At 68.9% G+C, this 21,106-nt stretch carries 20 protein-coding genes and 1 tRNA gene; 10 read left to right on the top strand and 11 right to left on the bottom strand.

Features of this window, described 5'->3' with window-relative positions; genetic code table 11:
* The 3 genes from OPU67_RS02050 to OPU67_RS02040 form a co-directional block, all read right to left on the bottom strand.
* Positions 1-494, bottom strand: a 494-nt coding sequence (locus tag OPU67_RS02050; protein ID WP_267617156.1) for a helix-turn-helix domain-containing protein, incomplete at its 3' end; no start/stop codon positions are given.
* An 89-nt stretch (positions 495-583) separates the two neighbouring features.
* On the bottom strand, positions 584-1,372 hold the full coding sequence (locus OPU67_RS02045; RefSeq protein WP_267617154.1) for a tyrosine-type recombinase/integrase: 789 nt from the start codon (positions 1,370-1,372) through the stop codon (positions 584-586).
* 193 nt (positions 1,373-1,565) lie between these two features.
* Positions 1,566-1,639: transfer RNA gene (locus tag OPU67_RS02040), tRNA-Gly, on the bottom strand.
* 205 nt (positions 1,640-1,844) lie between these two features.
* Between OPU67_RS02040 and OPU67_RS02035 the strand changes: the two genes are divergently transcribed.
* From OPU67_RS02035 to OPU67_RS02015, 5 genes are read left to right on the top strand one after another with little or no spacing between them, the layout of a single operon-like run.
* On the top strand, positions 1,845-2,459 hold the full coding sequence (locus OPU67_RS02035; RefSeq protein WP_267617153.1) for a TetR/AcrR family transcriptional regulator: 615 nt from the start codon (positions 1,845-1,847) through the stop codon (positions 2,457-2,459).
* A gap of 2 nt (positions 2,460-2,461) precedes the next feature.
* On the top strand, positions 2,462-3,385 hold the full coding sequence (locus OPU67_RS02030) for an SUMF1/EgtB/PvdO family nonheme iron enzyme (protein ID WP_267617151.1): 924 nt from the start codon (positions 2,462-2,464) through the stop codon (positions 3,383-3,385).
* Positions 3,386-3,444: 59 nt separating this feature from the next.
* Positions 3,445-4,353: a haloalkane dehalogenase gene (locus OPU67_RS02025; protein WP_267617150.1), complete on the top strand. Its 909-nt coding sequence runs from the start codon at positions 3,445-3,447 to the stop codon at positions 4,351-4,353.
* A complete protein-coding gene (locus tag OPU67_RS02020) occupies positions 4,350-4,769 on the top strand; it encodes a DUF1330 domain-containing protein (protein ID WP_267617149.1) in 420 nt (139 codons plus the stop codon). Before OPU67_RS02025 ends, OPU67_RS02020 begins: the two co-directional genes overlap by 4 nt.
* A complete protein-coding gene (locus tag OPU67_RS02015; RefSeq protein ID WP_267617148.1) occupies positions 4,766-6,433 on the top strand; it encodes a sulfatase in 1,668 nt (555 codons plus the stop codon). The genes OPU67_RS02020 and OPU67_RS02015 overlap by 4 nt, the downstream gene beginning before the upstream one ends.
* A 13-nt stretch (positions 6,434-6,446) precedes the next feature.
* Here OPU67_RS02015 and OPU67_RS02010 read toward each other — a convergent pair whose 3' ends face one another.
* The 8 genes from OPU67_RS02010 to OPU67_RS01975 all read right to left on the bottom strand — a co-directional run bounded on the left by OPU67_RS02010 (position 6,447) and on the right by OPU67_RS01975 (position 15,146).
* Positions 6,447-7,418, bottom strand: coding sequence for a zinc transporter ZntB (locus OPU67_RS02010; protein WP_267617147.1), 972 nt, complete (start codon positions 7,416-7,418; stop codon positions 6,447-6,449).
* Between the two features lie 50 nt (positions 7,419-7,468).
* Positions 7,469-8,596, bottom strand: a complete 1,128-nt coding sequence (locus tag OPU67_RS02005) for a cobalamin-independent methionine synthase II family protein (RefSeq protein WP_267617146.1) — start codon at positions 8,594-8,596, stop codon at positions 7,469-7,471.
* Positions 8,593-9,408, bottom strand: coding sequence for an alpha/beta fold hydrolase (locus OPU67_RS02000; protein WP_267617145.1), 816 nt, complete (start codon positions 9,406-9,408; stop codon positions 8,593-8,595). Before OPU67_RS02000 ends, OPU67_RS02005 begins: the two co-directional genes overlap by 4 nt.
* Positions 9,409-9,430: 22 nt before the next feature.
* Positions 9,431-9,979, bottom strand: coding sequence for a VOC family protein (locus tag OPU67_RS01995; RefSeq protein ID WP_267617144.1), 549 nt, complete (start codon positions 9,977-9,979; stop codon positions 9,431-9,433).
* A gap of 29 nt (positions 9,980-10,008) precedes the next feature.
* Positions 10,009-10,611, bottom strand: a complete 603-nt coding sequence (wrbA, locus tag OPU67_RS01990; protein WP_267617143.1) for an NAD(P)H:quinone oxidoreductase — start codon at positions 10,609-10,611, stop codon at positions 10,009-10,011.
* A 20-nt stretch (positions 10,612-10,631) separates the two neighbouring features.
* Positions 10,632-12,827: a TonB-dependent receptor gene (locus OPU67_RS01985; RefSeq protein ID WP_267617142.1), complete on the bottom strand. Its 2,196-nt coding sequence runs from the start codon at positions 12,825-12,827 to the stop codon at positions 10,632-10,634.
* Positions 12,828-13,153: 326 nt separating this feature from the next.
* Complete coding sequence (locus tag OPU67_RS01980) at positions 13,154-14,005, bottom strand: IclR family transcriptional regulator domain-containing protein (protein ID WP_267617140.1); 852 nt, start codon at positions 14,003-14,005, stop codon at positions 13,154-13,156.
* Complete coding sequence (locus OPU67_RS01975; protein ID WP_267617139.1) at positions 13,986-15,146, bottom strand: CaiB/BaiF CoA transferase family protein; 1,161 nt, start codon at positions 15,144-15,146, stop codon at positions 13,986-13,988. The genes OPU67_RS01980 and OPU67_RS01975 overlap by 20 nt, the downstream gene beginning before the upstream one ends.
* A 93-nt stretch (positions 15,147-15,239) precedes the next feature.
* Here OPU67_RS01975 and OPU67_RS01970 point away from each other — a divergent pair, with 93 nt between their 5' ends.
* From OPU67_RS01970 to OPU67_RS01950, 5 genes are all read left to right on the top strand, one after another.
* The gene (locus OPU67_RS01970) at positions 15,240-16,022 is read left to right on the top strand and encodes a citryl-CoA lyase (protein ID WP_267617138.1); all 783 of its coding nucleotides are present in this window, start codon (positions 15,240-15,242) and stop codon (positions 16,020-16,022) included.
* Between the two features lie 183 nt (positions 16,023-16,205).
* Positions 16,206-17,561 carry a M24 family metallopeptidase gene (locus OPU67_RS01965; RefSeq protein ID WP_267617137.1) on the top strand — a complete coding sequence of 452 codons (1,356 nt, stop codon included), beginning with the start codon at positions 16,206-16,208 and terminating at the stop codon, positions 17,559-17,561.
* 92 nt (positions 17,562-17,653) lie between these two features.
* Entirely contained in the window at positions 17,654-19,147 is a 1,494-nt protein-coding gene (locus OPU67_RS01960; RefSeq protein ID WP_267617172.1) for a CoA-acylating methylmalonate-semialdehyde dehydrogenase, read from the top strand.
* Between the two features lie 5 nt (positions 19,148-19,152).
* Positions 19,153-19,617, top strand: a complete 465-nt coding sequence (locus OPU67_RS01955) for a hypothetical protein (protein ID WP_267617135.1) — start codon at positions 19,153-19,155, stop codon at positions 19,615-19,617.
* 133 nt (positions 19,618-19,750) lie between these two features.
* On the top strand, positions 19,751-21,064 hold the full coding sequence (locus OPU67_RS01950) for a lipopolysaccharide biosynthesis protein (RefSeq protein WP_267617134.1): 1,314 nt from the start codon (positions 19,751-19,753) through the stop codon (positions 21,062-21,064).
* The last annotated feature ends 42 nt before the right edge of the window (positions 21,065-21,106 follow it).

The following is a 21,106-nucleotide window of genomic DNA, read 5'->3' as shown; positions in this document are numbered from 1 at the left end:
GCCTTTTTAAAAATGGCGATGTCGCCCTCCTTCTGCCCGCGGTGGCGCGGCCGCGCGGAGAGCTTGCGATAGCCCATAGCGCGAAGCTCGCGGCCCAGAGTGTGGCGCGTGACCGACACATGGAACTCGTCCCATACCCACTGGGCAAGATCGGCAAGCCGCCAACGAACCACGCCATGCGCTGCAGGGATCGGCCCCGCTTCGACAACCTCGGCAAGGCGGGCACGCTGCTGGTCATTCAGGATCGATGCGCGCCCCGACGCTTTGCGCTTCGCCAGCCCATCAGGGCCCTCTGCGTTGAAGCGCAGGACCCAGTCGCGAACAATCTGCAGCGTGACCCCGGCAAACTTCGCCGCCTCGCTCCGGCTGCCGCCGTCCAGAATCAACGCCATCGCCAGCAGCCGCCGCACCTGGTCGGGATCGCCGCATCGTCGCGCAAACCGCCGCAAATCCTCGGATGTATGGTCCTTCCGAACCCCAATCGCTGCCGCCATCGCAAGCCTTTATGTGCTTACAGCAAGGAATCAGCTCACACAGCCAATGCGAATCCCACCGCGTGAGTCATCCACAGCGCTCTTTGGTATTAGAGATCGATTTCGTTCCATTCGGCGTGGCGCAGCTCGCCGGGGCGAACGAAGACATGCGGGGCCAGTTGCATCGCAAGCTTGGTGATCGGTTGGCCTTCGTATCCGTCAATGGCGCGCAGCAGCTCGCCCACCCGGGTGGGATCGATGATCGCACCGTAGTGAGTGACCGTGGGCGCAGTTAGCGCGCCACGCAGGTCGCGCGTGGGGTCCGAAGCGAGGCGGGCGGTGGCGACCGCATAGCGGAACACCGCGCCAGCCAGTTGCAGGGTGCGGCGGGCGCTTTCCAGTTGGCCCTTTCGTTCGATCTTGCGGACGGCCGCGAGCACATCGGCAGGTTCGATATCGGTAATGGGCATGCGACCCAACGGCACCTTCAAAAGCGAAATCAGGTACTCGCTGCGGGCAGCCGTGCTGGCAGCCCAAGCTTTGTGGCCGTCGCGCTTCCGCTTTTCGCAGTACTCTTCGGCAATCGCTGCGAAAGTATTTCCCGCCTGAACCTGGGCACGAAGCTTCTCTCGCTGCCTCTCGCGCGATGGGTCCTTACCCGCTGCAAGGAGTTCCCTAGCTTGGTCACGGCGTCTTCGCGCTTCGGCCAGCCCAATGACGGGAAAGGTTCCAATCGCGAGCTTCTTCTCGCGGCCTTCGAACCGATACTTGAAACGCCAGAGCTTCCCGCCTGAAGGTTGGATCAGCACAAACAATCCAAAGGCATCACCCATCTTGTAAGATTTCGACCTTGGCTTGGCATTTCTGATCGCTACGTCCGTAAGAGCCAGAAATCCCAACGCCTTCCGGTCACGTGGCCCCCAACGAGGGGGCCACGCAGTGACGCCCGTTGACCCCAAGCCCCCGAAGTGGCCCCCAGCAACGCCGGATGCAACGGGAAGGATAGGGACATTCTCGGACGACCCAAGGGCTAAATCCCTCAGATTTCCAAGGGTTTTATAGACTTTCTGGGGCTGATTGGGAAGGGAGGGCTGGAGCGGGTGAAGGGAATCGAACCCTCGTCGTAAGCTTGGGAAGCTTCTGCTCTACCATTGAGCTACACCCGCATCGCCCGCACGCGCCCTTGGGGTGCCTGCGGTGTGCGCCGGGCGATTGCCACACTTCGCGGGGGCGGGTCAACACCCAAGCAGGGGTGTCGCGATCGCGCCCGCAAGGGGGCAGCGACGCGGGTGGGTTTGACAGCTTCGGCGGCGCATCATAGCCTTGGTGCGGACCGGGGCCTGTCGCGCCCCTCGGGGGCAAGCACCGATCATGATCCCGCCTGCCAGCGAGGCCCCCCCCTCCCCTGCCGCGATCGACGGGCGGCGGGCGCGCAGCGGCGCGAGCCGGGCGCGGATCGTCGCGGCAATGCTCGAATGCGTCGCGGCGGGCGAGGTCGCGCCGAGCGCGGCGCAGATCGCCGAACTCGCCGGCGTGGGCCTGCGCTCGGTGTTCCGCCACTTCAAGGACATGGACGCGCTCTACCGCGAAATGACCGAGGCGCTCGCGCAGCAGGTCCAGCCGATCCTCGCCCGCCCGCCGCAGGGCGCGACGTGGCAGGCGCGGCTGCGCGACATCGCCGCGCGCCGCGCGCAGATCTACGAGACGATCCTGCCCTACCGCATCTCGGCCGAACTCAGGCGCTTCGAATCCGCCTATCTGATGGAGGATTTCCGGCGGATGCAGCGCATGGAGGCCGAGGCGCTGGCGGCGCACCTGCCCGAGGCGGTGCGCGCCGACCGTGCGGGCGCGGTGGGGCTCGGGGTGATCCTCGGCTTCGGCACCTGGCGCCAGCTGCGCCGCGATCAGGGCCTGCCGCCCGAGGAGGCCGCACAGGTGGTGCGGCGGATGCTCGAGGACGCGCTGGCCCGCTGGCCGGAGCGCTGAGAATGCGCGCGCGCCTCCTCGCCGCGCTTTCTGGCCTGGCGCTCGCCGCCTGCGGGCGGGGTGACGCAGGACCGCCGGACCCTGCCGCCCCGCCCTGCATCGGCCTTGCCGGCGAGGCGATGGTGTGGGTCCCCGGCGGCCGCTTCACGATGGGCGAGAACCCGGCCTATCCCGAAGAAGGCCCCCCGCGCGCCGCCACGGTCGGCGGCTTCTGGATGGACGTGCACGAGGTCACCAACGCGCAGTTCGCAGCCTTCATCGCCGCGACCGGCTATCGCACCGTGGCCGAGCGCCAGCCCCCCACCGTCCCCGGCGCGCCGCTGGCGATGCTGCAACCGGGCTCGGCGGTGTTCCGCGCGCCGACGCCCGAGGACCCGGCATGGTGGCGCTGGGCACCGGGCGCGCAGTGGCGCCATCCGGCGGGCGCGGGCACCGATATCGCCGGGCAGGCGCGCCATCCCGTGGTGCAGGTCGCCTATGAGGACGCCGCCGCCTACGCCGCCTGGGCAGGCAAGCAGCTCCCCACCGAGGAACAGTGGGAATATGCCGCCCGCGCCGGCGCTCCCGCCCGGCCCGAGCCGGTGGACGCGGCTGGAAAGCCGCAGGCCAATACCTGGCAGGGGGTGTTCCCGGCGAAGGACCTCGGCAGCGACGGTTTTGCCGGGCGCGCGCCGGTCGGCTGCTTTCCGGCCAATGCCTACGGCCTCCACGACATGATCGGCAACGTCTGGGAATGGACCGCCACTGCGGGCGCCCGCGCCGATGCCGCCGAACCCGTCGGGGTCATCAAGGGCGGCTCGTTCCTGTGCGCGGCCAATTACTGCGCGCGCTACCGCCCCGCCGCGCGGCAGTTCCAGGAGCGCGGGCTCGGCACCGACCATATCGGCTTCCGGCTGGTCGACACCCGGCGACCGCCCCCGGATTGACGAGCGCGCAGGATAATGACATTGAGCGTGTCAATAGCTCGGGGGGAGGGGAAACCGTCGTGAAGGTGCTGCGCACGCCCGATACGGCCTTTGCGGGATTGCCCGGGTTTCCCTTCCCCCCGCAATACCTCGCGGTGCGCGACGCGAAGACCGGCGCACCCTTGCGCATCCACTACATCGACGAGGGCCCGCGCGATGCCCCGGTGGTGCTGATGCTGCACGGCGAGCCGACGTGGGGCTATCTGTGGCGCCACATGATCGGCCCCGTCGCCCAGGCGGGATACCGCGTGCTCGCTCCCGATCTCATCGGCTTCGGCCGGTCCGACAAGCCGGCGGCGAAGGCCGACTACTCCTATGCCCGCCATGTCGGGTGGATGCGCCAATGGGTCGAGGCGCTCGACCTTGCGGACATCACGCTCGCCTGTCAGGACTGGGGCTCGCTGATCGGATTGCGGCTGGTCGCGGCGATGCCGGAACGGTTCCGCGCCGTCGCCCTGTCGAACGGCGGCTTGCCCGAGGGCGGCCCGCCGCCGCGCGCCTTTGCGATCTGGCGGGCGTTCTCGCAGTGGAGCCCGCTGTTCCCGATCGGCCGGATCGTCAATCGCGGCACCAGGCGCGCGCTCTCGGCTGAGGAGATCGCGGCCTACGACGCGCCCTTCCCCGATGCCTCCTTCAAGGCGGGCGCGCGGATCTTCCCGGCGCTCGTGCCCTTCGCGGGCGACGCCGCCGTGCCCGACCAGAAGGCGGCATGGCGCGTGCTCGACAGCTGGCACAAGCCGTTCCTGTGCGCCTTTTCCGATGGCGATCCGATCACCCGCACCGGCGAGACGCGCTTCATCGGCCGCGTGCCGGGCACCGCCGGGCAGGCGCACCGCACGCTCGGCGGCGGGCACTTCATCCAAGAGGACGATCCGCAAGGCTTCGTCGCCGCCATCCTCGAGGTCGCCGCGCAAGGAGCACAGCAATGATCGTTACCAATCAGCTCCACCCCGCGCCTGACCAGGTGATGGCCTTCGTCGCGCGCGACGACGGCCCGATCTGCATGGTCAATCTCCTCAAGTTCCGGGACAAGGCCGTCTATGCCGACGGGAGCGAGCCCGACCTTTCGGGACGCGAGGCCTATGCCCGCTACGCCGAAGGGGTGCGCGCCTGCCTTGCCGCGATCGGCGGCCGGGTGCGCTTCGGCGGCGCGGTGACGGGCCTCCTCATCGGCGAGGTCGAGGAACCGTGGGACATGGTTGCCATCGCCGAATACCCCTCGCGCGCGGCGATGCTGGCGATGGTGCAGTCGGCCGAATACCGGGCGATCATGAAGCACCGGGAGGCGGGGCTGGCGGGGCAGCTCAACATCTGCACCACGGAGCCCGCCGGGGCAGCGGCGTGAGGCGCTGGCGCAAGGCGCTGCTCGGCACGGCGGCGGGGCTCGCGGTGCTGGCGGGCGGGGCCTGGGCTTACCGCACCGACATCGCGCTCGCGCTGGTGCGGCAACGCTCCAAGGTGGAGGTCGCCGCCAACCGCCCGGTGCCCTGGCAGCAGGGGCCTGCCGAGGCCGCCGTCCCGGTGAGCGAGCGCCCGCCCAACATCGTCTTCATCCTGTTCGACGACCTGGGGATGAACGACCTCTCCACCTTCGGCGGCGGAGTGGCCGGCGGCCGGGTGCCGACGCCCAACATCGACCGTCTCGCCGCCGAGGGCGCGATCCTGACGCAGGCCTATGCGGGCAACGCCACCTGCTCGCCGAGCCGCGCGCAGCTGATGACGGGCCGCTACGCCACCCGCACGGGGTTCGAGTTCACGCCCACCCCACCGGGCTTTGCCCGCGTGGTCTCGATGGCATGGGGCCAGATGCAGCCCGATCGCCCGGCAATCGAATACCACGCCGCCGACGATGCCGCCGCGCCGCCCTTCGCCGAACAGGGCCTGCCTCCGCAAGAGGTCACCATCGCCGAGGTGCTGAAGGCGAAGGGCTACCACACGGTCCACATCGGCAAGTGGCACCTCGGCAATGCGCCGAAGTTCCTGCCCAACGCGCAAGGCTTCGACGAGAGCCTCAACATGGACGGGATGCTGCACCTACCCGAGGATTCGCCGCAGGTCGTCAACGCCCATGTCGATTTCGACCCGATCGACCGCTTCCTGTGGGCCTCGGCGCATTTCGTGACGAGCTACAACGGGGGCGCAAAGTTCGCGCCGGGCGGCTATCTCGCCGATTACTGGACCGACCAGAGCCTTGCGGTGATCGAGGCCAACCGCAACCGGCCCTTCTTCCTCTACCTAGCGCATTGGGGCGTGCATTCGCCGCTTCAGGCGACGCGGGCGGATTACGAGGCGGTGGGCGACATCGGCCCGCATCGCTTGCGCGTCTATGGCGCGATGATCCGCGCGCTCGACCGCAGCGTCGGCCGGATCATGGCGAAGCTCGAGGAAGCGGGGCTGGCCGAGAACACGCTGGTGGTGATCTCCTCGGACAATGGCGCGCCGGGCTATGTCGGGCTGGACGGGCTCAACGCCCCGTTCCGTGGCGGCAAGGGCACCTTTTTCGAGGGCGGCATCCGCGTGCCGATGTTCGCGCGCTGGCCGGCGCGCATCCCGGCGGGCGCCCAGATCGCGCTGCCGGTGGGGCAGGTCGACCTCATGCCGACCTTCGCCGCCGCCGCCGGCGCGCCCCTGCCGCAGGGCCGGGTGATCGACGGGCGCAGCCTCCTGCCCGCGCTGACCGGCACGGGCCCCGCGCTCTCGCCCGATACCCCGCTGTTCTGGGGCAGCGGCTATTACCGCGCGGTGCGCAGCGGCGACTGGAAGCTCCAGGTCAACGGCAAGCAGAACAAGACCTGGCTCTTCAACCTCGCCGCCGATCCGACCGAGCGGCGCAACCTCGCCGCAAGCGAGCCCGCCCGGCGCGCGGCGCTCGAAAAGCTCCTCGCCGCGCACGAGGCGGGCCGCCGCCCTGTGCTCTACGGCAGTACCTTCGACACGCCGGTCTCGATCGACACAACGCTGGCCCAGCCCTACGCCAGGGGCGAGGAGTTCATCTACTGGCCCAACTGACGGGCGCGGCGCCTCAGTCGTCGAGCCAGTGGCTCCACACGAACCACCCCGCCACCGCAAGGCCCACGAGCAGGCAGAAGCCGACCACGCCCCAGAAGGCCCACGGCTCGCGCGCCCCCGGTATGCCCTCGACATTCATGCCGAGCAGCCCGGTGATGAAGGTCAGCGGCAGGAAGATGAAGGCCACCACCGCGATGCCGAGGCTGCGCTGGTCGATCATCTCGGCGCGCAGATCGGTGAGCTGTTCGTGGAGCAGCGCCGCGCGCTCGCGCACCGCTTCCAGTTCTTCGGCCATGCGCGCAAAGCGGTCCGCCGCCTCGCGCAGGTGCAGGCGGTCCTCCTTGGCGATCCAGTCGAATTCGAGCTGTGCCATCGCGGCCAGCGCGTCGCGATCGGGCGCGACGAAGCGGCGCAGGATGATCGCCTGGCTGCGGATGCGCGCGATCTTGCGCCTGAGCTCGTAGATATTGCCGCCGTCGAGCATCCCTTCGCAATCGTCGAGCTGATCGCCGAGATCGGCGACCTCGGGATCGAGCGCGGTGCTGATCGCCTGCGCCAGCGCGGCGACGAAATCGCCCCCGTCGGTGAGCCGCCCGGCGCGCATCAGCGCTTCGACCTTGCCGAGCGCGGCGAGGCGGTGGCGGCTCGCCGAGGTCACCCGTCCCGCTTCCACCCACAGGCGGATCGAGACAAGCCCGTCCGAATCCTGCATCGTGTCGAGCGCGGGGCCACGCAGGTTGATGAGGGCGGCATCGTCGATCTCGTCGCAGCGCGGGCGGGTCTCGCTGGCGACGAGCGCGTTGGCCGCCATCGGCGGGACGTAACCGGGCAGGTCCATCGTCTCGCCGTGCCCGACGCCGTCGGCATGGAGCCAGACGAAGCCGGGGCCGTCGTAAGCGGCGACCTCCTGCGGCGTGACCGCGCGCACCGCCCCGCTCTCGACGAGCAGCGCCGTCTGCGTGACCGGGCGGGTGGGCATATCCATCGGGGCGCGACGTTAGCCCCCGCTTCCCCCGCCCGGCAAGCGGCGGCTTGTCAGAAATACCGCTCGCTGGCGATCGCCGCGCCTTCGGCGAGCGCGGCGAGTTTGGCCCAGACGATTTCGGGATCAAGGCTGTTGCTGCCCGCGTGGACCGAAAAGCCGCAGTCCACGCCCGCCATCACCCGCTCGCGCCCGAGCAGGTCGGCATAGCGGCCGATGCGCTGGGCGATGAGTTCGGGGTGCTCGATATAGGGCGACTGCGGCTCGACCATGCCGGGGCACAGGATCTTGCTGTCCGGCAGCGGGTGATCTGCGAAGAAGGCGAATTCGTGCGCGTGGCGCGGGTTCGCGCCCTCCAGCAGCACGGTCTGCGGCTTGGCGTCCCACACGATGTCCGCGATCTCGCCCAGCGCCACGTCGCAGTGGTGCGGGCCGGGATAGTTGCCCCAGCACAGGTGCATCCGGAGTTGCTCGGCCGGGATGTTCTGCACCGCGTGGTTCAATGCGGCGATGTTCATGCCGATGCGCTTCCTGAACTCCTCGGTGGAAAGGTGGGTGAACTGGACGTGGCGGCCCATCGCGAGGTCCGGACAATCGACCTGGAGCGTGATGCCCGCGGCCGCGATGGTCTCGTATTCGTGGCGCAGCCCCTCGGCCAGCGCAAAGACATATTCCTCGTCGCTTGCGTAGAACTGGTTGGGGAAGAACAGCGCGGTGACGCCGGGCGAGGCGGCGGACATGAAGGTGGCGTGGCCGTTCGCCAGCCGCTTCAGCCGCTCGGCGTCGATCCGGGGGGCTTCCATGTCGATCACAGTGATCGGTGCGGTGCAGGCGGGCGCGGAACGCTTGGCGCGGCCCTTGTTGCCGAACACCTGCGCCTTGGCGCCGGGGTAGGCCTCGAGATCGGCGAATTCATACTGCCCCGCCTCGCCGCCAAAGCCCGACAGGCGGTGCTTGATATAGGTCGCGTAGGAGGGCTTCGACTGCTCGCCGTCGTTGACGATGCTGATCCCCGCCTCGATCTGGCGCTTGATGACATAGGCCGTGGCCTCTTCCACCGCTGCGTCGAACGCGGCCTCGGAGATAACCTCGCCCCCCTCGCGCGCGAAGACGAGGTCGAGCAGCGCCTCGGGGCGCGGCAGGCTGCCGACATGGGTGGTGAGGAAGCGGGTCTGGCTCATGCGGGGGCTCCGGGATCGAGAAAGGCGGCGAGGGCGGCGTTGAAGGCGAGCGGGTTGTCGGCGTTGGCGAGGTGCCCGGCGCGGGGGATCAGCCCGTGGCGCGCGCCAGGCACGGCGGCGGCGAGCGCGGCGGCGCAGGCTCTCCGCCACGGCGTGTCGTGCTCCCCGGCGAGCGCCAGCACCGGCATCGGGAGCATCGCGAGCGCCGGCGCGGTGATCTCCGGCGGCGTGCCGGGCGCGAGGATATCGCGCCCGTCGTAGTCGGCGAGCATCCGCGCGGCGAGCGCGGCGGCCTCGGGGCGGTGGGTGCGCATCAGCGGGTGCGCGCCCCACGCGGCCCGGAACCCCGCGAGGTCGCCGCAGGCGACGAGCGCCCGCAACCCCGCAAGGTCGAGCGCCTCGCCGCGCGGGATCAGCGCCGGGAGCGGCGCGCCGGCGGCGACCAGCGCGGTCACCCGCTCCGGGAAATGCACTGCCACGTCGAGCGCCACCGCCGCCCCCTGCGACAGGCCGACGAGGGCGAGGCTTTCGAGCCCCAGCGCGTCCGCGATGGCGATCACGTCGGCCGCCTCGCGCGCAAGGTCGGGCGGCGCGGTGGCGCGCCCGTGCCCGCGCCGGTCGGGCATCACGAGCCGATGGCTGGCGGCAAGGCCCGCGATCTGCGGGCGCCACATGCGGTGATCGAGCGTCCAGCCGTGCAGCAGGATCAGCGGGGCGCCGTCGCCCGCAATCGCGAGCGGAATGGTGCCGTCCGCAACGCGCACCTCGCCCGGCGGCGGTTCGTGTCCGGAGGGGACGCGCACAGCTAGCATCGCAGGCGCGCCCCCCCGTGCCTCAGGCCGCTTCTGCGGCCCGGAAGGGGTTGTTGTTGTGGTGCTGCCCGGCGAGCCAGCGCTTCAATTCGGCATGGGCAGTCGCGCGGCGCTCGGCGTCGAGCGGGGCGGCGCGCGGGTCGTCATGGGTGAACTCGAGGATCATCCCGTTGGGATCGGTGACATAGACCGACTTGCAGTAGCCATGCTCAAGCACATAGGTCTGCGGCTCGACGATCCCGGCGGCGGCGATACGGCGCGCGAGTTCCTCCTGCGCATCGGCATCGACCTGAAGCGCGATGTGGATGAAGGGGCTGGAGGGGATGTCCGGGCCGAATTCGGCCTGGTCCTCGGGGTCGGCGAACTGGAAGAAGGCGAGCGCGCTGCCGTCGGCCAGCTCGAAGAAGCAGTGGCAATAGGTGCGCTCCTTGCCGAACAGCTCGTCCTTTTCGCAATAGGTCGCCATCAAGGGAAAGCCGAGCACGTCCTCGTAAAAGGCGCGGGTGGCTTCGAGGTCCTTGGTGACATAGGCGGTGTGGTGGAGGCGGTTGGCGAGAATTTTCTGCGTCATGGTGCTGTCTCCCTCAATTCCCCAAAATCTCAGGCCGCGAGCTTCGCCGCGATCCGCGCAACGTGTGCCCCCTGGAAGCGGGCGCCGGCAAGCTCGTTGTCGGACGGCATTCGGCTGCCGTCATTGCCCGCCAGCGTGGAGGCGCCATAGGGCGTGCCGCCGCTGATCTCGCCCATCTCGCTGTTGCCGTCGAAGGTATAGGGCAGGCCGACGATGACCATGCCGTGGTGCAGCAGCGTGGTGTGGAACGAGGTGATGGTCGTCTCCTGCCCACCGTGCTGGCTGGCGGTGGCAACGAACACGCTGCCGACCTTCCCCACCAGCGCCTTGGTGAACCACAGCCCGCCGGTCTGATCGAGGAAGTTGCGCATCTGCGCGGCCATGTTGCCGAAGCGGGTGGGGGTGCCGAAGATGATGGCGTCGTAATCCGCCAGCTCGTCCGGGGTCGCAATCGGAGCGGTCTGGTCGGTCTTCATTCCTGAAGCCGCCGCCACCGTCTCCGGCACCAGTTCGGGAACGCGCTTGACCGTGACCTTGGTGCCGGGGACGCTAGCCGCACCCTCGGCGACGGCAGCCGCCATCGCCTCGATATGGCCATAGCTCGAATAGTAGAGCACCAGCACCTTGGTCATGGTCTTGCGTTCCTTCAACGTCAGAACTTGTAGCCGATTTCGACCCCGTAACGCCGCGGCCGGGCACGGAACACGAAGCCGCCGGGGCTGAACTCGGCGTTGTAGATCTCGTCGAACAGGTTCTGGGCGAAGGCCGTCACCGCGATCCCGCCCGCGAAGGTCACTCCGGCGCGCGCGTCGACGAGGTCGACCGGATCGCGCGACGTGGTGTTGAACGGCTCCCACCAGGTCCGGCCGATGCGGCGGTAATCGATCCGCAGCAGCCCATCGAGGCTGTCGCTGATCGGCCCGGCATACTGCGCGCCGAGGTTCAGCGTGTAGCGCGAGATCTGCGGCGCCTCGTTGCCGATCACGGTGCGATCGGGGAAGGCCTTGATCTCGCTGTCGGTGACGCCGATCGCGGCGTTGATGTCGAAGTTCGGGGCGAGCCGCGCGGTCGCCTCGAGCTCGAAGCCGTTGATCCGGGTCTCGGGGATATTGCCGAGGTTCTGGGTCGAACTGTCGGCGAGGAACACGAAGAAATAGCCGTTCTTCGACAGCGTGGTGTAGGCCGCGCCCGCCAGCCGCACCGGGCCCAGTTGCGCCTTGGCGCCGATCTCGAAGGTGTCGGCGGTTTCGGCCTGGAAGATGTCGCCCACGCCGACGATGTTCGCCCGCCGCGCCTCGGCGCCGACGCCCGTCTGGTTGAACCCGCCCGAACGGAAGCCGCGCGAATAGCCGCCGTAGATCGTGAGATCGGGGTTCGGCTCCCAGGTCAGCGTGACCTTGGGCTGCCAGTCGTCGAACACCGCGGTGCGCACCTCGCCGCTGCGCGCGGTCGGCACGCCCGGCACCACGGGGAGGAAGTTCTGCGGGGTGAGCGTCGTCTGCCGGCGCCGGTCGCGGTCGTAACGCAGGCTCGCATCGATCCGCAGGCTATCGGAGAATTCGTAGCCCGCATTGGCGAACAGCGCCCAGGCGAAATTCTCCTGCCCGTCGGCGAGGAAGGTCAGCTGCGGGTTCAGCGGATTGGTGGACGGCGTGCGGAACACCGCCGTCACCCCGTTGCCGGTGTCGATGAGGTTGCCGGTCGAGATGTAGCGGGTGGTGTCGATCAGGTAGCCGCCGACCATCCAGTTGAACTTGCGCCCGTCCTCGGGCGAGGCGAGCCGCACCTCCTGGCTGAACGCCTCCACGTCGAGGAACTGGCTCTGGTTGATGTCGAAGCCGAAGAACTGGAACAGCAGCGATTCGCGGATCGGCAGGAAGTTGAACGCATCGCCGGTGACGATCTCCGACAGCGTGTCGTAGGACGAGATTGAGGTGAGGACCGCATTGTCGCCCTTGTATTCGATCTTCAGCGCGGCGTTGTAGATGTCGCGATTGTTCACGCCCGGGTTGTTCACCCGCACCGGGGCGATGGTGTTCACGTCACCCACGATGTTGTAGTAGAACCCTTGCGTGCGCAGCAGGTTCATCGAACCGCGCAGGTCGAAGGTCAGCCGGTCGGTCGCCTCGATCAGCAGGTTGCCGCGCAAGCTGAAGTCCTCGACCGGATCGGCATCCTCGCCGAGGAAGGTGTTGGGGATGAAGCCTTCGGTATCGTACCACGATCCGGCGATGCGGAACTTGACGTTGTCCGCGATCGGTCCGCTGATCCCGCCGCGCAGGAAGTAGCCGAAGCCGTTGTCGATCCCGGCGGTGACATTGCCCGCGAATTCGTCGGTCGGCTGCTTGGTGGTGATGATGATCGCCCCGCCGATGGCGTTGCGCCCGTAGAGGCCGCCCTGCGGGCCCTTCAGCACTTCGATCTGCTCGATGTCGAACAGGTCCTGGTTGAACTGCGCGGGGTTCACCTGCTGCACCCCGTCGACGATCACCGCCACCGAAGGTTCGGAATTGCGGTTCTGGCTGATGCCGCGGATCACGACGAAGGCGTTGCCCGCGTTCTGCGTCTGGACGAGGTTCACGTTGGGGGTGAGGGCGATGAAGTCCGCCGGACGTTGGATGCCCGCGTTCTCGATCGCCTTGGCATCGAAGGCGGTGACGGCGGCCGGGGTGTCCTGCAAGGTCTCGCTGCGGCGCAGCGAGGTGACGACGATCTCGCCGCTCTGCTCGCTCGCGGGCGCGGCGGCGCTGTCCTGCGCGGCGAGCGGCGCGGTGCCGACGAGGCTGGCACAGATCGCGGTGGAAGCCAGCAAGGCGCGTGCGCCGCGGCCGAGGCCCGAATTGGTCATACGTCTCTCCCCTGTGTGCGCGCGAACGCGCCGCTCTTCTGGCGACCCCTCCCGATACTGCCGGAGTTATGAACTTCGCAATGCGAAGTCAACTTCGATATGCGAAACTTTTGGGCTGTTGCCATGCCGCCACGGATGACCTGCGCGCGATCGGCGTCGAAGGGGGGCGAAAGGGGAGATCGGGAGGTTCGCAGGGACCCCCGGGACCGTAAATCCAGCCGCGTCCAGACCCCGCTTAGCTCTAGCAAAGTGCCGTCTTGAGTGCCTTCGACCCCCGCCAGACCCCCGCTTGCTCCCCGCTTGACCCCCTCCAGGGGTCGCGAAAATCAGGGTTTCAGCGCCGCTTCGAGCGTTGGCCAGCGCCGCAGCGAACCCTCGATCTCGCCCGCCGCCGTGCGCAGCAGGGGGAGCCGGGTGCGGACCAGCTCGTCCTGCGAGATGCGGGTCGTGGAGGTCGAACAGTTGATCGACGCGATCACCCGCTTGCGCCCCTCCCGTTCTTGGCCGAAGATCGGCACCGCGACCGAGACGATCCCGTAATCGAGCTCGTCCAGCGCCGAATCATAACCGCGCGTCGCGATGAGGTGCAGCCGGTCGGCAAGCGCCGGGCGGTCGGTCACGGTGCGCTCGGTAAAGCGCTGGAACGGCGCGCGCGACAGGAGCGCGAGCCGCTCGTCCTCGGGCAGGTGCGCGGCGAGCGCCTTGCCGAGCGAGGTGGCGTGGAACGGGAAGCGCGTCCCCACCCCGGCGGCGACGCGGAAGCGCCGGTCGGTCGAGACGTGGGCGACGTAGAGGATCTCCGTCCCCGCCAGCACCGCCAGCGAAGCGCTGTCCCCGGTCTGGTCGCGCAGGGCCTGCAAGGGGGGCAGCACCACCTGCTCGATCTGCATCGAGGCAAGGAAGGCCGAGCCGATGGTGAGCACCGCCGGGCGCAGCAGGAACTTGCGCTCGTGCTGCCCGACATAGCCGAGTTCCACCAGCGTTATCAGGCACCTGCGCGCGACTGCCGGGGGCAGGGCCGTCTTCGCCGCAACCTCGGAGAGGGTCATCTCCGGGTGCTCCTCGTCGAAGGCCTTGAGCACGCGCAGGCCGCGTTCCAGGGTCGACAGGAATTCCGGGTCCTTCGCCCCCTTCTCCCCCTCCGGTTCGCTTGTGCCCTCAGCCCTTGGCGATCCCATGCACCGGCCTTTCGATGGAGCGGCGGATCGCCGCGTCGTCGGCCCCCAATAGGGGCGGCGCGGTGACGCTGTCCATCCGCTCGCCGTCGAAAGTCACGGGGAAGCGGATGGTGCGGAAGGGGCCCTTGGGGCCGTCCGGGTCGCAGACTTCCAGCCCGAGGACCCTCGCCTGCTCGGTGGCGAGCACCTCGGTGGTGTCGTAGACCGGCGAATTGGGCACCTCGCGCCGGGTCAGCTCGGCGATCCAGTGATCGCGCGGCTGGCGGGCGAAAATCGGGGCGAGGAAGGCGACCACGTCCTCGTAATGCGCAATGCGCGCCTCGCGGCTGGCGAATTCCGGGCGATCGAGCATGGCGGGCTCGCCGACGGCGGCGGCGAGGTTCTCCCAGAACTTGGGCGGGGAAGACATATGCAAGGCCAGCCACTTGCCGTCGGCGCACTGGAAGACGTAGCTCTGCGAGACGTGCGGGCGCGAGTACGGCCCCATCACCTGGTCGGCGGAGAACAGGTGGGTGAAATCGTCGAGGTTGAAGTGGCACATCGCCTCGAACATCGAGGTTTCGACCACCCGGCCCTTGCCCGTCGCGTGCCGCTCGTTGAGCGCCGCGAGGATGCCCAAGGCGGTGTAGAACCCGGTCATGGCATCGGCGATGGCCGGGCCGACGACGCGCGGATGCTCGGGGTTGACGAGCAGCCGCAGGAAGCCCGATGCCGCCTGCGCGACCGTATCGAAGGCCGGCCGGTCGCGCTCGGGCCCCTCGCTGCCGAAGCCCGAGATCGCGGCATAGACCAGCCGCGGATTGATCGCCTGGAGGCGCTTCGCATCGACCTTCAGCCGGTCCGCGACGCCCGGGCGGAAATTCTGGATGAACACGTCCGCATCCTCGACCAGCCGGTCGAGCACCAAAAGATCGCTTTCCTTCTTGGGATCGATGGTGATGGATCGCTTGTTGCGGTTATAGGTCTGGAAGTGCGGCGAGTAGAGCTCGCCCTTGAACGAGCGGAACGGATCCCCGGTCCCGGGCTGTTCGACCTTGATGACATCCGCGCCGAGGTCGGCGAGCAGCATCCCGGCGGCGGGGCCGGTGATGAAGGTGCCCATCTCGAGCACGGTCACGCCCTGGAGGGGTTTTGCCGTCATCAGCCTTGGTCCCGTATGCTTGCCATGTTGGAGATGGTGGGCTACATCTTTCGCATACCGAAATCAACTTCGAATAACGAAAAGAGGCTTCCCATGCGCATCGGCAAGCAGGATAACGCAGTCACCTCGATCTGCACCTCGGATGCGACCAGCATCACCGTGCGCGGGCTGGACCTATGTTCCGAGGTGATCGGGACAGTCGATTTCACAAGCTATTTCTGGCTGCTGGTGACCGGCACCATGCCCTCTGCCCCGCAGAAGGCGCTCGCTGATGCGGTGCTTTGCGCGATCGCGGAGCACGGGCTGGTGCCCTCCGTCGTCGCCACCCGCATGACCTACGCCGCCGCGCCCGAGGCCTTCCACGGCGCAGTCGCCGCCGGACTGCTCGGCTGCGGAAGCGTGGTGCTCGGAAGCGCCGAGGTCGCCGGGCGCTTCTACGCGCAGGTCGTCGCAGACGCGGAAGGGCAGGACGCCGCCGCCACAGCGATCGCCGCAATCAAGGAACTGCGCAGCCAGAAGAAGGCGATCCCCGGCTTCGGCCACCCCCAGCATTCGGGCGGCGACCCCCGCGCGCACCGGCTGCTGGCGCTCGCCAAAGAGCACGGGATGGAAGGCAAGCACATCGCCATGCTGCGCACCATCGAGGCGGTGCTCCCCGAGGCCATCGGCCGCAGCCTGCCGATCAACGTCAACGGCGCGATCCCCGCGGTGATGCTCGACGCGGGCTTCCCGCTCGGCGCCCTGAAGGGCATCTCGCTCCTCGCCCGCACCGCAAGCCTCATCGCGCACTTGCAGGAAGAGACCGAACGCCCGATCGGCTTCATCATGTCGGGCGCGGCAGCCGAGCGCATCGGGTTCGAGGATAGCGCGGAGTAAGCACTCCCCTTCCCTCGGGGAGGGGCCGGGGGTGGGGGCTCCCCCGCCAGCGGCCGCGCGCGAGGCCTTGGGCCGAGCCCCCTCGCGCCCTCGCCCTGCCCGCGCTCCGCTGGCAAAAGCGCCCCTCCCTTGATCCCGCCGTCGCCCTGCGTCACTGTCGGCCGACGCAACGGGGACAGGCACATGGTCGGAAGGCACATCATCACTCTGGCAGCGGCGCTGGCGGCAAGCCCCGCGCTGGCCGACACTGCCCCGCCCCTGAGCGAAACGGAAGTGGCCGCCCCCGCCCTGCCGCCGATCCTCTCCCCCCGCGAGCGCGCGAGCCTCGAAAACCGCATCCTCGCCGAACGCCTCGACACCCTGATCCCGCAGATCATGCGCGCCGAGGGCATCGACCTGTGGCTGCTGGTCGCGCGCGAATATTTCGAGGAGCCGGTGGTCGCCACCATGCTCGATGCCGAGAATATGCACGCGCGGCGGCGGACCATCCTGATCTTCCACGATCCGGGCGAAGGCAAGCCGGTCGAGCGCCTCACCGTCAGCCGCTACGGCCTCGGCGGCCTGTTCGCGCCGGCCTGGAACCCCGACGAGGAGCCCGACCAATGGGCGGCGGCCGCCAGGCTGATCGCCGCGCGGAACCCAAAGAAAATCGGCATCAATTCCAGCGATCTCTATCAGTTCGCCGACGGCATGACGCTTAGCCAGTACGGCAAGTTCAGGGAGGCCCTGCCGCCCGCACTCCACGACCGCATCGTCAGCGGCGAGGGGCTGGCGATCCGCTGGCTCGAGACGCGCACGCCGACCGAGATGGCGCTCTATCCCACCGTCGTGCGCATCGCCCACGCGGTGATCGCCGAGGCCTTCTCGCGCAAGGTCATCACCCCCGGCGTGACCACCGCCGAGGAGGTGCAGTGGTGGTATCGCGACCGGCTGATGCAACTCGGCCTGACGGCGTGGTTCCACCCCTCGGTCGCGATCCAGCGGCAAGGGCGCGAGGGAATGCTCGAGGGCGAGGAGGTGATCCGCCCCGGCGACCTCCTCTGGACCGATTTCGGCATCACCTATCTCAGGCTCAACACCGATACCCAGCACCTCGCCTATGTGCTGAAGCCCGGCGAGACCGAGGCGCCGGCAGGCTTGCGGCAGGGATTGGCCAACAGCAACAAGGTGCAGGACTTCCTGCGGGCGGCGTTCAAGCCGGGACGCTCGGGCAACGCGGCGCTTGCCGAGGCCCGGGAAAAGGCCATCGCGGCGGGGCTCGAGCCTTCGATCTATTCGCACCCGATCGGCTATCACGGCCACGGCGCCGGCCCTTCCATCGGCTTCTGGGACAACCAGCAGGCCGATCCGCGCGGGGCCGGCCCGATCCGCGCCAACACCGCCTGGTCGATCGAGCTCACCTCCTACGCCGCCGTGCCCGAATGGGGCGGCCAGCGGGTCGATTTCCGCACCGAGGAGGACGCCTTCTTCGATGGGACAAGCGTGCGTTTCATCGACGGGCGGCAGACTGAGATCACCCTTATTCCATCTGGCGGTTAAGACGTCTCGGCAGGGCGCGCAGCCCTTGCACGGTGCGCGCGCGGGAGGCATGGGGGCGCCAGACAGGAGAGACACCCCCCATGACCGAGACCCTGCGTCAGATCGACCATTTCATCTTCGGCGAAACGCCTACCCCCACCCGCAAGCATAGCGTCTGGAACCCCTCGACCGGCGAAGTGCAGGCCGAGGTCGCACTGGGCGACGCCGCGCTGCTCGCCCGCGCTGTCGAAACGGCGAAGCGCGTCCAGCCCGGCTGGGCCGCGACCAACCCCCAGCGCCGCGCGCGGGTGATGTTCGCCTTCAAGGCGCTGGTCGAAGCCGAGATGCAATCGCTCGCCGAGTTGCTGTCGAGCGAACATGGCAAGACCGTTCCCGACGCCAAGGGCGATATCCAGCGGGGCCTCGAAGTGATCGAGTACGCCTGCGGCCTGCCGCAGATCATGAAGGGCGAATATACCCACGGTGCGGGGCCGGGGATCGACGTCTATTCGATGCGCCAGCCGCTCGGCATCGGGGCGGGGATCACGCCGTTCAACTTCCCGGCGATGATCCCGATGTGGATGTTCGGTATGGCCTGCGCGGCGGGCAACGCGTTCATTTTGAAGCCCTCCGAGCGCGACCCCTCGGTGCCGGTGCGCCTCGCCGAACTGTTCCTCGAAGCGGGCGCGCCCGAGGGGCTGCTCCAGGTGGTGCATGGCGACAAGGAAATGGTCGATGCGATCATCGATCACCCCGATATTGCCGCGATCAGCTTCGTGGGGAGCTCCGACATCGCGCAATACATCTACGCGCGCGGCTCGGCGAACAACAAGCGCGTGCAGGCCTTCGGCGGGGCAAAGAACCACGGGATCGTGCTGCCTGACGCCGATCTCGACCAGGTCGTCACCGACCTCACCGGCGCGGCCTTCGGCTCGGCGGGCGAGCGCTGCATGGCGCTGCCCGTGGTGGTGCCGGTGGGCGAGGAAACCGCCGAACGCCTCAAGGAAAAGCTGCTGAAGTCGATCGCGGCCTTGCGCATCGGCGTCTCCAACGATCCCGATGCGGATTACGGCCCCGTCGTCACGCCTGAGCACAAGGCGCGGATCGAACAGTGGATCACCACCGCCGAGGAGGAAGGCGCCGAGATCGTCGTCGACGGGCGCGGCTTCACCCTGCAAGGCCACGAGAAGGGCTTCTTCGTCGGCCCGACCCTGATCGATCACGTCACCCCGCAGATGAAGTCCTATCAGGAGGAAATCTTCGGCCCCGTGCTCCAGATCGTGCGCGCGAAGGACTTCGAAGAGGCGGTGCGCCTCCCCTCCGAGCACCAGTATGGCAACGGCGTCGCGATCTTCACCCGCAACGGCCACGCCGCGCGCGAGTTCGCGGCGCGGGTGAATGTGGGGATGGTCGGCATCAACGTGCCGATCCCGGTGCCGGTCGCCTATCACTCGTTCGGCGGGTGGAAGCGTTCGGGCTTCGGCGACATCGATCAGTATGGCGTGGAGGGTCTGCGCTTCTGGACCAAAAACAAGAAGATCACCCAGCGCTGGCCGGACGGTGGCGGGGACGGGTCGAACGCCTTCGTCATCCCGACGATGGGGTGAGCGGGATGCGCAAGTTCCCCCTCCTCGCCCCCGCCCTCATCCTCGCCGCCTGCGGGCAGCAGCAGGGCGACACGCCGGCCGCGACCGAGACCCCGCCGCGCGTCACCGCCGACCTGGAGGGCAGCACGCCGCTACCGCGCGCGCCGGACACCGCCGCCGCGATCCCGGCCCGGTTCCACGGCGTATGGGATGCCGAGACCGGCACCTGCGACCCGGCCTCCGACCTCAGGCTCGAGGTGGGCCCGCGCGAGGTCGGCTTCTACGAGAGCCACGGCGCCGTGACCAAGGTCGCCGAGCCGGGCGACGGCTCGGCGGCGGTGACGATGGCGATGGAGGGCGAGGGCGAGCGATGGACCGCGACCTTCCACCTCGCGCTGGTCGACAGCGGCGCGGGCGAGCGCCTGACCGTGCGCCACGACGACGGGCGCCCGGCGACGCCGATCCTCAAGCTTGAGCGCTGTCCGGTCTGAAGGCCGGCTGCGGCAGGCGGGGTCGGCGCCCAACGCGCCTTTTGCCAAGGCGGCGCTTTGCCGCTAAGGGCGCGCGCATGACCTCCCCCTCGCGCGCATCGGGCCCGCCCCGGCCGCGCCCTCAGAAAGCGTCATGAAGCGGGTCTTCACCAACATGGGCTGGCTGCTCGGGGGGCGCGGGGTCAATGCCGCGCTGAGCCTCGTCTACCTCGCGATCGCCGCGCGCACGCTGGGGACGGTGGGCTTCGGCCACTTCGCGCTGATCGTCGCGCTGGGGCAGGCGATCACCGGCCTCGCCAATTTCCAGACCTGGCAGTTCATCGTCAAATGGGGCGCGGCCGGTGACGGCGGCAGCGTCGATCCCGACGAGGCGCGCGCAGCGACAGGCTTTGCGGTCGCGCTCGACGTGATCTCGGTCGCGCTGGGTCTCGCCTTGGCCGGGGCCGTGATCGTCACCGCGCCGCTTTGGCTGGAGGTGCCGCAGGAGCTGCTGGGCCTCGCTTTCGGCTATATCGCGGTGTCGCTCGCCGCCATCCGCACGACGCCGACCGGCATCCTGCGGCTGCACTTCCGCTTCGCGGCGGCCGCCGGCGCCGAGGCGGTGCAGCCGGTGGTGCGCGCGCTGGGCGCGGTGCTCGCACTGGCCTTCATGCCGAACGTGACCGGCTTCGTGCTCGCCTTTGCGGCATCGGAGGTTGCGGTGGCGATGGCCCTGTGGCTGGTGGCGCTGCGGGTCCAGCCGGTGAGCCTTGCTGCGGTGAATCTCAAGGCGATCCCGGCGCGCCACAAGGACGCATGGCGTTTCGTGGTGTCCACCAACCTTTCGGGAAGCCTTTCGGTGGCGGGCAAGCAGATCATGATCCTGCTCGTCGGCACCTTTGGCGGGGCGGCGCTGGCGGGCGGCTTCCGGGTGGCGAGCCAGCTGGGGCAGGCGCTGGTCAGCCTCGCGCAGACCGTCTCCAAGGCGATTTTCCCCGAGCTTGCCCATGCCCGCGACAATGCCCTGCTGATCGCCCGGCGCATGGCCAATATCGCCGCGCTGGGCGGAGTGATCGCGGTGGTGAGCGCGCTGGTCTTCGGGCGGCTCGGGCTGTCGCTGATCGCGGGGCCGCAATTCGCGGTGTTCTACTGGGCGATGGTGATCCTCGCCATCGCCGGCGCGGTCGAGCTGGTGGGGGCGAGCCTCGAGAGCCTGCTGGTCTCGGCGGGCAAGGCACACGTCGCCTTCATGGTGCGCGCGGTGCCGACGGTGCTGGCGCTGGTGCTGCTCGATGCGGCGATCCAGTGGAACGGCGCCAAGGGCGCGGCCTTCGCGCTGCTGGGGTCGAGCAGCCTTGCGGTAATCGGCTTCTACGTCGCGGTCCTCAACCTCGGCCAGATCCGGCTGGTGGTGGAAGGGGACGGAAACGGGGCACCGGAGAAGGATGCAGCCCGGGCTGATCACTAGCCTCCCCTCCCCTCGGGGAGGGGTTGGGGGTGGGGGCTCTTC

Source organism: Erythrobacter sp. WG, assembly GCF_026586795.1.
Lineage (GTDB): Bacteria > Pseudomonadota > Alphaproteobacteria > Sphingomonadales > Sphingomonadaceae > Erythrobacter.
Note: the sequence above shows the minus strand (reverse complement) of the source record. Positions and strands in the feature narration are given on the sequence as shown.

Coding starts and splice junctions, on each gene's coding strand:
- OPU67_RS02035 (WP_267617153.1), top strand. CDS start 1,845: ATGATCCCGCCTGCCAGCGAGGCCCCCCCCTCCCCTGCCGCGATCGAC.
- OPU67_RS02030 (WP_267617151.1), top strand. CDS start 2,462: ATGCGCGCGCGCCTCCTCGCCGCGCTTTCTGGCCTGGCGCTCGCCGCC.
- OPU67_RS02020 (WP_267617149.1), top strand. CDS start 4,350: ATGATCGTTACCAATCAGCTCCACCCCGCGCCTGACCAGGTGATGGCC.
- OPU67_RS02010 (WP_267617147.1), bottom strand. CDS start 7,418: ATGGATATGCCCACCCGCCCGGTCACGCAGACGGCGCTGCTCGTCGAG.
- OPU67_RS02005 (WP_267617146.1), bottom strand. CDS start 8,596: ATGAGCCAGACCCGCTTCCTCACCACCCATGTCGGCAGCCTGCCGCGC.
- OPU67_RS02000 (WP_267617145.1), bottom strand. CDS start 9,408: ATGCTAGCTGTGCGCGTCCCCTCCGGACACGAACCGCCGCCGGGCGAG.
- OPU67_RS01995 (WP_267617144.1), bottom strand. CDS start 9,979: ATGACGCAGAAAATTCTCGCCAACCGCCTCCACCACACCGCCTATGTC.
- wrbA (WP_267617143.1), bottom strand. CDS start 10,611: ATGACCAAGGTGCTGGTGCTCTACTATTCGAGCTATGGCCATATCGAG.
- OPU67_RS01985 (WP_267617142.1), bottom strand. CDS start 12,827: ATGACCAATTCGGGCCTCGGCCGCGGCGCACGCGCCTTGCTGGCTTCC.
- OPU67_RS01980 (WP_267617140.1), bottom strand. CDS start 14,005: ATGGGATCGCCAAGGGCTGAGGGCACAAGCGAACCGGAGGGGGAGAAG.
- OPU67_RS01975 (WP_267617139.1), bottom strand. CDS start 15,146: ATGACGGCAAAACCCCTCCAGGGCGTGACCGTGCTCGAGATGGGCACC.
- OPU67_RS01970 (WP_267617138.1), top strand. CDS start 15,240: ATGCGCATCGGCAAGCAGGATAACGCAGTCACCTCGATCTGCACCTCG.
- OPU67_RS01965 (WP_267617137.1), top strand. CDS start 16,206: ATGGTCGGAAGGCACATCATCACTCTGGCAGCGGCGCTGGCGGCAAGC.
- OPU67_RS01955 (WP_267617135.1), top strand. CDS start 19,153: ATGCGCAAGTTCCCCCTCCTCGCCCCCGCCCTCATCCTCGCCGCCTGC.
- OPU67_RS01950 (WP_267617134.1), top strand. CDS start 19,751: ATGAAGCGGGTCTTCACCAACATGGGCTGGCTGCTCGGGGGGCGCGGG.